The 12,215-nt window shown below is 73.6% G+C and carries 9 protein-coding genes; 6 read left to right on the top strand and 3 right to left on the bottom strand.

Features of this window, described 5'->3' with window-relative positions; genetic code table 11:
- Positions 1-16: 16 nt before the first annotated feature.
- Entirely contained in the window at positions 17-799 is a 783-nt protein-coding gene (locus ABD823_RS17795) for a thioesterase family protein (protein WP_344860912.1), read from the bottom strand.
- A 119-nt stretch (positions 800-918) separates the two neighbouring features.
- Here ABD823_RS17795 and ABD823_RS17800 point away from each other — a divergent pair, with 119 nt between their 5' ends.
- From ABD823_RS17800 to ABD823_RS17810, 3 genes are all read left to right on the top strand, one after another.
- Positions 919-3,363 (top strand): PAS domain S-box protein, encoded by a 2,445-nt coding sequence (locus tag ABD823_RS17800; RefSeq protein ID WP_344860914.1) that lies wholly within the window; start codon positions 919-921, stop codon positions 3,361-3,363.
- A gap of 637 nt (positions 3,364-4,000) precedes the next feature.
- Positions 4,001-4,651, top strand: a complete 651-nt coding sequence (locus ABD823_RS17805) for a lysophospholipid acyltransferase family protein (protein WP_344860916.1) — start codon at positions 4,001-4,003, stop codon at positions 4,649-4,651.
- Positions 4,652-4,723: 72 nt separating this feature from the next.
- Positions 4,724-6,367, top strand: a complete 1,644-nt coding sequence (locus ABD823_RS17810; RefSeq protein ID WP_344860917.1) for a penicillin-binding transpeptidase domain-containing protein — start codon at positions 4,724-4,726, stop codon at positions 6,365-6,367.
- 164 nt (positions 6,368-6,531) lie between these two features.
- On the opposite strand, the gene ABD823_RS17815 is transcribed toward ABD823_RS17810, so the two are convergent.
- A complete protein-coding gene (locus ABD823_RS17815) occupies positions 6,532-6,819 on the bottom strand; it encodes a DUF3040 domain-containing protein (RefSeq protein ID WP_344860919.1) in 288 nt (95 codons plus the stop codon).
- 114 nt (positions 6,820-6,933) lie between these two features.
- Positions 6,934-7,287 (bottom strand): winged helix-turn-helix transcriptional regulator, encoded by a 354-nt coding sequence (locus ABD823_RS17820; RefSeq protein WP_344860921.1) that lies wholly within the window; start codon positions 7,285-7,287, stop codon positions 6,934-6,936.
- Positions 7,288-7,352: 65 nt separating this feature from the next.
- On the opposite strand from ABD823_RS17820, the gene ABD823_RS17825 reads away from it, so the two are divergent.
- From ABD823_RS17825 to ABD823_RS17835, 3 genes are all read left to right on the top strand, one after another.
- Positions 7,353-8,177: an SDR family oxidoreductase gene (locus ABD823_RS17825; RefSeq protein ID WP_344860923.1), complete on the top strand. Its 825-nt coding sequence runs from the start codon at positions 7,353-7,355 to the stop codon at positions 8,175-8,177.
- 425 nt (positions 8,178-8,602) lie between these two features.
- Positions 8,603-11,773, top strand: coding sequence for a S41 family peptidase (locus tag ABD823_RS17830; protein WP_344860934.1), 3,171 nt, complete (start codon positions 8,603-8,605; stop codon positions 11,771-11,773).
- A gap of 191 nt (positions 11,774-11,964) precedes the next feature.
- The coding region (locus tag ABD823_RS17835) for a transposase (RefSeq protein WP_344860924.1) at positions 11,965-12,215 on the top strand (251 nt) is incomplete at its 3' end.

The following is a 12,215-nucleotide window of genomic DNA, read 5'->3' on the forward strand; positions in this document are numbered from 1 at the left end:
TGTTCCCGGCCGCGTCTCACCGCTGGCGGACCAGCAGCGGCTGGCTGACCTCCCCCAGGTAGCCGACGGGATCGCTCAGCGTGGCGTGCGCCAGGCCCAGCCCGTCCGGGGACAGGCGGGTACGGCAGTCCATGTGCACCCACTCCCCTTCGGGCACGCGCAGCAGGGTCGCGGTCACGGCCGGCGGGATGGACAGCCACTCCCGCATCGGCAGGGCCGCCGACAGCCCGTTGGCCGAGTCGGCGACGATCAGCGTCCGGGCCAGGCCGGTGAGCCTCTCCCCCGCGATCAGCGGCAGGCGCACCCGCGTCCACACCCGCGCCGAGCCGGTGGCGCCGCCACCGCCGGTGAAGCGCCACTCCACGGCCTCGCCGTAGCCCCAGCCGGTCAGGCCGGGGACGTCGAGCCGGTCGGGCCCGGCCCGGGGCGGCTCCGGCGGCCGGAACGGCTCGCCGCCGGCCGGCGGGGTCGGCCCTGTCGCGATGTGCCAGGCACGGGCGGTCACCGCGGTACGGTCGCCGGCCACCAGCCGCGCCTCGGAGAGGCTGACCTGGCGGCCCGGCCTGACCGGGGAGACCTCGACGCGCACCGGGCGCCGCGGGATCGGGCCGAGGAAGTCCACCGAGATCCGGGCCAGGCGCAGGCCCGGGCCGGCCGCGGCGTCGATCGCGTGCGCCAGCAGCGCCGTGGGCGGCCCGCCGTGCTGGGCCGCGGTGTCCCAGGGGCTCTCCGTCGCGCGGGTCGGCTCGTACACGTCGCCGCCGGCCGGCAGGTAGAAGGCGTCGGTCGCATCACTCATGGGACGATCTTCGGGCAACCGGGGGCCCGCGGGGAGGGCGAGCGCGGACCGGCACCGGGCAGGCGCATACCGTGACATAGATTGCGGTGCAGGGAAACGTGCCTGTCTGGGGGGCGGACATGGGGACGGTCGGACGGCTCGGGGACGCCGAGACGCTGCAGGAGATCCTGGAGCGCGCCCGGGACGCGTTCATCTCGCTCGACGCCCGCGGGACGGTCCGGGCGTGGAACGCCGCAGCCGAGCGGCTGTTCGGCTGGCCCGCCGCCGAGGCCCTCGGCCGCCGGGTGACCGAGCTGCTCGCCCCGCCGCCGCTGCGCCGCCGCTACGACGAGGGGCTGGTCCACCTGATCCGGCACGGCTCCTCGGTACTGCCCGACCACCGCGTGGAGCTGACCGTCACCGACCGGGACGGCCGGGAGTTCCCCGTCGAGATGGCCCTGCAGATCGACGACGTGCACGGCGAGCCCGCCGTCCACGCGTTCGTGCACGACATCAGCGACCGGCGGGCGGCCCAGCGGCAGCTCGAGGAGGAGCGCACGTTCCTGCAGGCGCTGCTCGACAGCCTGCAGGTGGGGGTCATGGCCTGCGACAACGACGGCCGGCTGACGGTGGTCAACCGGGCGGCCCGCGAGATCCACCGGCTCCCCGACGGACCCGCGGCGGGCGACGGCCCCTGGCCGCACAGCGACCGCCTGTTCGCCCCCGACGGCCGCACCCGGCTCCGGCCGGAGCACTCCCCGCTGGCGCGCGCGTTCGCCGGCGAGCACGTCGAGGGCCAGCATCTGGTCATCCGCCCGCCCGGGGCCGCGGCGCGCCGGTGCGTGGTCAACAGCCGTCCCATCGCCACCGCCGACGGACGCCGGTTGGGCGCGGTCTCGGCCCTGCACGACGTCACCGACCAGCACCGCGCCCAGGTGCTGCGCGACGCCCAGCACGCGGTGGCCCAGGTGCTGGCCGAGGCGACCTGCAGCGAGCAGGCCTCCGCGGGCGTGCTCACCGCGGTCGTCCGCGCGCTGGACTGGTCCTACGGGGAGTACTGGCAGATCGGCTCCGAGCAGGGCCTCCTGGCGTGCGTCGGCTCCTGGAGCAGGCCCGGGGTGGCCTTCTCCTGCGACCCGCAGGAGAAGGCCGGGCCGGGGCAGGGCCTGGCGGGGCTGGTGTGGGAGAGCGGTCAGGTCGCCTGGGTCAGCGACCTGCGGACCGACCCGCGGCCCTTCACCCGCAGGCAGGAGGCGCTGGAGGCGGGCCTGCGCACGGCCGTCGCCCTGCCGGTCCGCAGCGGCGACCAGGTGCTGGGGGTGCTGATCTTCTGCAGCGACGCCGTCCAGGAGCCCGACGACGACCTGGCCGCCATGCTCGACGGCGTCTGCGCGCACGTCGGCCGCTACCTCGAACGCCGCCGCGCGGAGGAGCTCACCCTGGCCCTGGCCGCCAGCCGCCGCCACTTCGACCAGGTCGTCTCGCAGATCGACGACAACGTGTGGACCATCGAGATCCTCCCGGACCGCCGGACCCGCTCGGTCTACCAGAGCCAGCGCGCCGCGGGGATCTTCGGCGACCCCGTCCCCGGCGACGCCGACATCTCCGGCCTCATGCTCCGCCACGTCCACCCCGACGACCTGGCGGACTACGCCTCCTTCGACGACAGGGTCCGCTCCGGGGAGGCGGCGCAGATCGAGTGCCGCTTCGTCGGCATGGACGGCGTCGTGCGCTGGATCTGGATCCGCAGCACGCCGCGCCGCGAGGACGGCCGACTGTTCGCCGACGGCATCTCCACCGACGTGACCGAGCGCCACCGGCTGGCCGAGGAGCACGACCGGATGAAGGACGAGCTGGTGGCGCTGGTCAGCCACGAGCTGCGCAACCCCATCGGCGCGATCCGCGGCTACGTCGAGATGCTCGTGGACAGCCCCGGGCTGACCGACACCCAGCGCATGTTCGCCGGCATCATCGACCGCACCAGCGCCCACCTGCTGCGCCTGGTCGACGACCTGCTGGACCTGGCGCGGCTGGACGCCGGGCACATCTGCATCGACCCCCGCCCCGTCTCCCTGACCCGCATGGTGCGCCAGGCCGTCGACGACCACCGCGCCGCCGCCGAGGCCAGGCGCCTGACCGTCGCCGCCGACCTGGACGTCCAGCTGCCCGTGCACGCCGACCCGGTACGGCTCCGCCAGGTCCTGGACAACCTGCTGTCCAACGCCGTCAAGTACACCCCCGAGGGCGGCACCGTCACCGTGGCCGTCGGCACCGGCGGCGAGGGCGACGTCCGCGGCGCCGACGGCGGGGGGTGCGCCGGGGGCCGCACCGGGGGCCGCACCGCCGTCGTGACGGTGGCCGACACCGGCATCGGCATCCCCGCCGAGCAGTACCCGCAGCTGTTCACCCGCTTCTTCCGCGCCTCGACCGCGCAGGAGGCGGGGATCAAGGGCACCGGGCTGGGCCTGGCCATCACCAGGGCCATCGTGGAGGCGCACGGCGGCACCATCAGCGCAGGCCCCCGCGAGGGCGGCGGCACCGTCTTCACCGTGCGCCTGCCCTGCCCAGCGCCCCCGCAGGGCTGACCGCGCCGCCGACCGAACCCCGCAGGAACCGCGCTTCCGCAGGAACCGGCCCCGGCTCCGCGGGACCGGGGCCCCCGTGTGCCCGGCGCGCCGCCCCCGCCGCATGCGCCCGCGCGGCCGCAGGTCAGGCGCCCCCTGCGGCACCTGTCCGGGCGGGCCCGCGGCCGTCCGGCGCCTCCGCGCCCGCCGTGTCCGGCGCACCGGTGAGGGGGAAGTGGAATAACCACCTCCCCGCGTCCGTTAGAGTCTTCGTGCCGATGTGGTTTGTGTCCCCCGGGCCGCAAATTACCGCCTTCACGGAATACCGTTCGGCTGGAGCCGTGTTGTGCCTCTCGCCGAGGAGGCGACCGCCACATCGGCGCTAAACGTTCAGCCCCGCGGGTGCCCGGCACCCGCGGGGCTTTCCCTTCCCCGCACTCCCCCGCCGCGCTCCCCGGTCCCTGCGGGGACGAAGCGCACCCGGCGGGCGACCGCAATGACCCCGCCGGCCCGGCACCGGGGCCCTCCCCGCCCCGCCGGAGGCACGCGGGTTGGCGGTGATCTACAAACACCAAGACTCCGCTTGTTCGGGTGTCTACACCCTCCGGTCACCGGAGCACCACCTAGGGTGGTGTTCCCGCGTCCGTGAGGAGAGTCCGTGCTCTACCGCCTGGCAAAGATCGTCAGCGCTCCCTTCCTGCACCTGCTCTGGCCGACCAAGGCCACCGGGGTCGAGCACGTCCCCGCCGCGGGACCGGCCATCCTGGCCTCCAACCACCTGTCGGTCCTCGACTCGACCTTCCTGCCGCTGGTGGTCCCCCGCCAGGTGCGCTTCGTCGCCAAGCTGGAGTACTTCACCGGCAACCCCGTCACCGCCGCGTGGATGCGGGCCACCGGCCAGATCGCCATCGACCGGCAGAGCCCCACCGCCGCGCAGGACATGCTCGACGCCGCGGCCAGGGTCCTCAAGGACGGCGGGCTGTTCGGCATCTACCCCGAGGGCACCCGCTCCCCCGACGGCCGCCTGTACCGGGGAAAGATCGGCGTCGCCTGGCTGGCCCTGGCCACCGGGGCCCCGGTGGTCCCGGTGGCGATGGTCGGCACCGACAGGGTGCTGCCGATCGGCGCCACGGTGCCGCGCCTCGGCCGGATCGAGGTCCGCATCGGCGAGCCGCTGACGTTCACCGGATCGGAGAGCAGCGCCCGCGACCGCCGCCGGGTGACCGACGAGATCATGATGGCGATCCAGCGCCTGTCCGGGCAGGAGTACGTGCCCGCCTACGCCCCCCGCCGCACCCCGGAGAACTGATCGTTTTCGCCGTATGCCGGAATGGTCACGCTAGGGTGGTGCCGCTGAGCTTCGGCGAACGGGGATGGCCAGATGCCGCGTACCAGGACGATCGTGATCGGAACCGTGGCCGCCGCGCTGGTGGCGGGCGCCGCCGGCGGCGGCGCCTGGTGGTACCTCCACACGCGCGGCACCCCGCAGGAGGTCGCGCAGCGCTTCACCCAGGCCTGGCAGCGAGGCGACCTGACCGCGATGCGCGCCGAACTGGGCACCGCCGACCCCGCCTTCACCCCCACCTACGAGGCGATGCGCAAGGGCTGGGCGGTGGAGAGCACCGCGGTGCGGCTCGACTCGGTGCGCGAGACCGGGGACGGCACCGCGGAGGCGGCCTACACCGCCACGCTGCGGCTGAAGAACGTCGGCGAGTGGAGCTACTCCGGGACCGTCGACCTGGCGGTCGTCGACCGGCACTGGAAGGTCGACTGGTCCCCCGAGGCCGTCCACCCCGACCTCACGGCCGGCTCCTCCTTCGCGCTGAAGACCGTCTGGCCGGACCGGGCCGCCATCACCTCGGCCGGCGGCGAGCGCATCGACGGCGCCGGCGTGGGCGGCTCCGTGCAGCAGCTCACCGGGTTCCTGGACAAGGCCACCGCCGAGGACGTCGACAGGCTCGGCCCCTCCTACCGGACCGGCCAGGCCATCGGCCGGGGCGGGCTGCAGGAGAGGTTCCAGGAGCGCCTGGCCGGCACCCCCAGCACCGAGATCCGCCTCGTCGCCCCCGGAGGCAAGAACGCCGAGGACGCCGAAACCGTCGGCACCATCGACGGCAAGCCGGGCGAACCGCTGGAGACCAGCCTGGACCTGCGGGTCCAGGACGCCGCCGCCGGCGCCGTACGCGACCTGGACAAGACCGCCTCGATGGTGGTGATCAAGCCCTCGACCGGCGAGATCCTCGCCGTCGTCAACAACAAGGGCGGCTTCAACCGCGCCCTGAGCGGCGCCTACCCGCCCGGCTCCACCTTCAAGGCCGTCACCGCCGTGGGCCTCCTGGCCGACGGGCTGGACCCCGCCGAGCGCGTCACCTGCCCCAAGGACGTCAACGTCGGCGGGCTGCCCATCCGCAACTCCCACCACGCCGCCTACGGCTCGGTGACCTTCTCCGACTCCTTCGCCTACTCCTGCAACACCACCTTCGCCCCGCTGGCGAAGGAGCGGCTGAGCCCGGAGGAGCTGGTGCGGACCGCCGAGAGCCTCGGCTTCAACAAGAAGCTCGACATCGGGGTCGCCGAGGCCAGGGGGGGAAGCGTCCCCCGCGCCGAAAGCGACGCCGAGCTGGCCGCCGAGTCCTTCGGGCAGGGGCGCATCACCGCCAGTCCGCTGATGATGGCCTCGGTCGCCGCGGCGCTGGCCGACGGCACCTGGCGCCCGCCGACCCTGGTGCCGTCCCTGGAGCAGGAGCACCAGCCGCAGGCCCTGCCGGAGGGCGTCACCGACCGGATGCACCGGATGATGGCCGCCGTGGTCACCAAGGGCACCGCCAAGGACGCCGGCCTCCCCCCGGGCACCCGGGGCAAGACCGGCACCGCCGAGTACGGCCCGGCCGGCGACCTGAAGACCCACGCCTGGTTCATCGGATTCCAGGGCGACCTGGCCTTCGCGGTGATCGTCGAGGACGGCGAGGGCGGCGGCTCGGACGCGGCCCCGGTGGCCGCCGCGTTCCTGCGCGCCCTGCGCTGAGCCCGCGCCCGCACCGGAGTCCCACCGGCCCCGGACCGGAGGCCCCACCCGTCCGGCGGCCGCCGGACCTCAGGCGGAGCCGGTCTCCCCACGATCTCCGGGGACCGCACCCGTCCTGCGCCGGGCCGCGGCACGGCGGGCCGGGGCCCGGGGACGGAACGTGGTCAGAGCGGGAGCGCGGCGGCGGCGTCGTGCCGCAGCACCATGACGAGCAGCATCGCGATCAGGGTCGCGATCAGCATCCAGCTGATCATGATGATGACCGTCGACCGGCGAGGGCGTCTGCGCGATCGGGCCGGCGCCGCGTCGGTCTCCCGCCGGCGGCGGTCGTTCTCCCGGCGCTGGACGCGCTCGTTGAACGACTCCAACCGCGCGGCGAGTCGCGGGTCCTCGTCGATGAGGTGACGCTCGATCTGCAGCAGCATTCGCTCCTCGTCTTGCGACCAGGCCATGCCGCACCTCCCCGGAAGCAAGGCGTGTGCCGACGTTCTGCCCAATCATGAAGATCATTAGCCGTTCCGAGGGCTGCGATTTACCTGTTCTTTGCCGGGCGTCGCACGCCGCGGTCAGGTGGCCGCACGAGCACCGGCGCGCTCGTCCTCCTCGGCCCACCGGGCGACCGAGTCGAGGATCTCGCCGAGCGCCCGCCCCCGCGGGGTCAGCGCGTACTCCACCCGGGGCGGCTTCTCCGGATACACCGTGCGGGTCGTCAGCCCCTGCTCCTCGAGCGCGTGCAACCGGTCGGCGAGCGTCTTCGGGCTGATGCCGGGCAGGAGACGGCGCAGATCCCCGTACCGCCGCGGCCCGTCGAGCAGGTGCCAGATCACCAGCGGGGTCCACCTGCTGCCGACGAAGGCGAGCGTCCGGGTCACCACGCACTCCTCGGGGGTGACCGCCGCCTTCACCTGAAGTGTTTCCATAGGTGTACTTACTACAGCAAAACTGCCTACTTCAAAATATGAAATGACGGACTTAGCCTCGGCGCATGACACAACTGATCGTCGCCGTCCACGGAGCCACCGGCACGCAGGGCACGCGCATCGCGCGGAGGCTGCGCGCCGCGGGCCACCACGTCCGCCCCCTGAGCTCCGCCTCCGCCGACCTCACCGACACCGCCGCCCTCCTGCGGGCCTACGACGGCGCCGACGCCGTCGTGGTCCATCTCCCCCAGGTGTTCGACCCCCTCGCCGTCGCACAGGCCGAATCGGTGCTGGCCGCGCTCGGCAAGGCCGGGGTGCCCCGCGCGGTGTTCAACCCCGGCATGCCTCTGCCCCCCGGCCCCGTGGGCGCCCCCTTCGTCGACGCCCGGGTGCTGCTCGGCGACCGGCTGCCGGAGCGGGTGGAGCACTCCTGGGTGATCGGCCCCGCCGGGCCGTACCTGGAGAACCTCCTGCAACCCTGGTCGGTACGGCGGGTGCTCCGGCACGGCGAGCTGGCCTACCCGCTGCCGCCGCAGGCCCCCGTGCCCTGGGGGACGCTCGACGACGTGGGGGACGTCATCGCGGAGACGCTGGCGCAGGCCCCGCCCTCCGCCCGCCTGATCGTCAGCGGCCCGGAGGCCGTCACCGGTGACCGGCTCGCCGCGGCCGTCGCGGCGGCCGCCGGCCGGCCGGTCCGCTACGCACAGGTCGGGCCCGCCGAGTACGGCCGGCTGATCGAGCCCGTCGTCGGGGCCGCGGCGGCCGCCGGGATCGCGGCGGTCTACGAGCGCGACGCGGCGGCCCCGTCCCCGCCGCCCCCGCCAGGTCTGCTGCGGCCGGGCGCCACGACCGTGGAGGAGTGGGCCGCGCAGGCCGACTGGACCGCCTGACCGGGGCCGGGCGGCCGTTCGCGGCCCTCCGCCGGGGAGGCGGGCCACCGCGCGCCCCGCCGGGAGTGACGGATGACTAATCCCCGCAAAGGGTATGAACAACAATGATGTCGCCGATCAGGCGCATCGAAGTACAAAAATCGGGGGGAAGCATGGCAGACAAGAAGAAGCCCACCAAGGCCTCGGGCAAGCAGAAGAAGGCCGCCATCAAGGCCACACGCGAGGCCAAGCAGGCCAAGCGGGAGAGCAAACGTCCCGAGGGCGCTGAATAACGCCGCACCGCCGAGGGGACGATTCCCAGACCCCCGCCGTCACACCACGTGACGGCCCGGGGACACCGGGGACGTCCCCCGCCGGACACGGCCTCCGCTCCGTGGTCGGGCGGCCGGGAGACGTCCGAGCCGCCTGATCACGGAGTGAGCGCCATGTCCGCCTACCTGCGATTCCCCACGATCTTCGGTGACGCCGTCGTCTTCGCGGCCGAGGACGACCTGTGGATGGTCCCCGCCGACGGCGGGCGCGCCTTCCGCCTCACCGCCGGGGTCGCCGAGGCCGCCTACCCCCGTTTCTCACCCCGCGGCGACCGGCTCGCCTTCGTCGGCCGCGAGGAGGGCCCCGACGAGGTCTACGTCATGCCCGCCGACGGCGGCTCCTCCCGGCGCGTCACCTACCACGGGACCCGCTCCACCGTCACCGGCTGGGACCCCGACGGCGCCGTCGTCTACGCCAGCGACGCCGGCCAGCCCTTCCACGGCCAGAAATGGCTCCACCGCGTCCTGCCCCACCGCCCCCCCGAACGCCTGCCGTACGGCCCGGCCGGCTCCATCTCCTACGGCCCGCAGATCGTGCTCGGCCGCAACACCGCCGACCCCGCCCGCTGGAAGCGCTACCGCGGCGGCACCGTCGGCGACCTGTGGATCGGCACCACCGCCTTCCGCCGGCTGATCACCCTGCCCGGCAACCTCGCCTCCCCCTGCTGGGCCGGCGAGCGCGTCTACTTCATCTCCGACCACGAGGGCGTCGGCAACGTCTACTCCTGCACCGCCGACGGCACCGACCTGCGCCGCCACACCGACCACACCGACTACTACGCCCGCAACCTGTCCGGCGACGGCCACCGGCTCGTCTACCACGCCGGCGGCGACCTCTACCTGATCGACGCGGGCGAGTCCCACCGCGTCGAGGTGACCCTGCGCAGCTCCCGCACCCAGCGCAACCGCCGCTTCGTCCCCGCCGAGGACTACCTCGACAGCGCCACCCTCAGCCCCGACGGCAGCGGCCTGGCGATCACCACCCGCGGCAAGGCGTTCTCCTTCGCCGCCTGGGAGGGGCCGGTCCGCCGGCACGGCGCCCCCTCCGGCACCCGCTACCGCCTGCTGACCTGGCTCAACGACGGCAAGCGCCTGATCACCGCGGCCAGCGACGACCGCGACCGGGAGATCCTCACCGTGCTGGCCGCCGACGGCGACACCGCACCGCTCCCGCTCGACCACCTCGACACCGGGCGGATCACCGCCCTGGAGGTCTCCCCCAAGGCCGACACCGTCGCCGTCACCAACCACCGCAACGAACTGCTCCTGGTCGACCTGGCGGCCGAACCCGCGAAGGCCACTGTGATCGACTCCAGCCGGTTCGGCGCGATCGAGGACCCCGTCTGGTCCCCCGACGGCCGCTGGCTCGCCTACGCCGTCCCCGGCACCGCGCAGACCACCGCGATCAGGCTCTGCCGCGCCGAGACCGGCCAGACCTACCCCGCCACCGACCCCGTCCTGCACGACCGCTGCCCGGCCTTCGACCCCTCCGGCCGCTACCTCTACTTCATCGGCCGGCGCGTCTTCAACCCGGTCTACGACGAACTCCGGTTCGACCTCGGCTTCCCCCTCGGCTCCCGCCTCTACGCCCTCACGCTGCGCGCCGGCACCGGCTCGCCGTTCGTCCCCGAACCCCGCCCCCTTTCCGACGGCGGTGACGGCGACGAGGAGGAAGAGGTGGAGTTCGTCATCGACACCGACGGCCTGCCCGGCCGGATCGTCACCTTCCCCGTCCCCGAGTGCCGCTACGAGACCGTCGCCGCCGTCAAGGACAAGGTCATCTACCTCACCTACCCCGTCGAGGGCGCCCTCGGCGACGACTACGCCGAGTTCTCCGACGGCACCCTGCACGCCTACGACCTCGTCGAGCACAAGCACGAGACCCTCGTCACCGACGTGTCCGACTTCCGCCTCGGCCGCGACGGCACCACCCTGCTGTACCGCTCCGGCTCCCGGCTGCGCGTCGTCAAGGCCGGCGAGACACCCGAGGACGACGAGAGCCCCGGCCGCGAGAGCGGCTGGATCGACCTGTCGCGCGTCAAGGTCTCCGTCTGCCCCGACGCCGAGTGGCGGCAGATGTTCCGCGAGGCCTGGCGCCTGCAGCGCGAGCACTTCTGGGCCGAGGACATGGCCGGGATCGACTGGGAGGGCGTCTACCGGCGCTACCTGCCGCTGGTGGACCGCATCACCACCCGCGGCGAGTTCTCCGACCTGCTCTGGGAGCTCCTCGGCGAACTCGGCACCTCCCACGCCTACGAGAGCGGCGGCGCCTACCGCCCCCGCCCCCACTACCGCCAGGGCAAACTCGGCGCCGACGTCGCCTTCGACGGCGAGCACCACCGCGTCGCCCGGATCGTCGACGGCGACCGCTGGGACCCCGAGACCACCTCACCGCTCAACCGCCTCGGCGTCGACGTACGGCCCGGCGACGCGCTCCTGGCCGTCAACGGCCAGCCCGTCGATCCGGCCACCGGCCCCGGCGAGCACCTGGTCAACCAGGCCGACCAGGAGGTGGAGCTCACCCTCGCCCGCGGCGATGCCCGGTGGACCGTCACCGTCAAGGCCATCGCCGACGAGCAGCCGGGCCGCTACCGCGACTGGGTCCGCGACAACCGCGCCCGCTGCCACGAGCGCAGCGGCGGCCGCGTCGGCTACCTGCACATCCCCGACATGGGCGCCGGCGGCTACGCCGAGTTCCACCGCGGATTCCTGACCGAGTACGACCGCGAGGCCCTGATCGTCGACGTCCGCTTCAACGGCGGCGGCCACGTCTCCGCCCTGCTGCTGGAGAAACTGGCCCGCCGCCGCCTGGGCTACAACCACCCCCGCTGGGGCGCCCCCGAGCCCTACCCGGAGGAGTCGCCCCGCGGCCCGATGGTCGCCGTCACCAACGAGTGGGCCGGCTCCGACGGCGACATCTTCAGCCACACCTTCAAGCTCCTCGGTCTGGGCCCGCTGATCGGCAAGCGCACCTGGGGCGGCGTCATCGGCATCTGGCCCCGCCACCAGCTCGCCGACGGCACCGTCACCACCCAGCCGGAGTTCTCCTTCGCCTTCGACGACGTGGGCTGGCGGGTGGAGAACTACGGCACCGACCCCGACATCGAGGTGGACATCACCCCCCAGGACTACGCCGCCGGGATCGACACCCAACTGGACAGGGCGATCGAGATCGCCCTGGAGCGCCTGGTCACCCACCCGCCGCACACGCCCAACCCGGCCGACCGGCCGCGCCTGGCCATCCCCCCGCTCCCGCCCCGCCACCCCGCGCCCGGACCGGAGTGAGACGGGGCTTGAGCAGCAATCGAACGGCCAGTGACGTTAAGGAGCCCGGCAACGGCAGCCAAGTTACTTTGGAAAGCGGCCACAGCGATCTTTGATTGGCGGTGGCCCGGAGCTTCAGACAGTGGTCCGGCCGCTCAGGGCTAGGCCGTGTCTGATAAATGATCACGGCCGGTGCGGTTAGATGATCGGCCATGGTGCGACGTGGCGAACCGGCCGACAAGGCATGGCAGCGGATCGAGCCGCTGCTGCCCGCGACCGACGGCAGGGGACGCCCCTGGCGCAACCACCGCGAGGTCGTCAACGGCATCCTGTGGAGGCTGAGGACCGGAGCGCCCTGGCGGGACATCCCCGAGCGCTACGGTCCCTGGCAGACCTGCTACGAGCGCTTCTGGAGTTGCCCCGGTTCGATAGACACATCAGGGCTTGCGGCTACGCGGCAGCA

The organism is Planomonospora alba (genome assembly GCF_039534085.1).
In the GTDB taxonomy this organism is placed as follows: Bacteria; Actinomycetota; Actinomycetes; order Streptosporangiales; family Streptosporangiaceae; genus Planomonospora_B; species Planomonospora_B alba.

Coding starts and splice junctions, on each gene's coding strand:
- ABD823_RS17820 (WP_344860921.1), bottom strand. CDS start 7,287: ATGGAAACACTTCAGGTGAAGGCGGCGGTCACCCCCGAGGAGTGCGTG.
- ABD823_RS17810 (WP_344860917.1), top strand. CDS start 4,724: ATGCCGCGTACCAGGACGATCGTGATCGGAACCGTGGCCGCCGCGCTG.
- ABD823_RS17815 (WP_344860919.1), bottom strand. CDS start 6,819: ATGGCCTGGTCGCAAGACGAGGAGCGAATGCTGCTGCAGATCGAGCGT.
- ABD823_RS17800 (WP_344860914.1), top strand. CDS start 919: ATGGGGACGGTCGGACGGCTCGGGGACGCCGAGACGCTGCAGGAGATC.
- ABD823_RS17830 (WP_344860934.1), top strand. CDS start 8,603: ATGTCCGCCTACCTGCGATTCCCCACGATCTTCGGTGACGCCGTCGTC.
- ABD823_RS17825 (WP_344860923.1), top strand. CDS start 7,353: ATGACACAACTGATCGTCGCCGTCCACGGAGCCACCGGCACGCAGGGC.
- ABD823_RS17795 (WP_344860912.1), bottom strand. CDS start 799: ATGAGTGATGCGACCGACGCCTTCTACCTGCCGGCCGGCGGCGACGTG.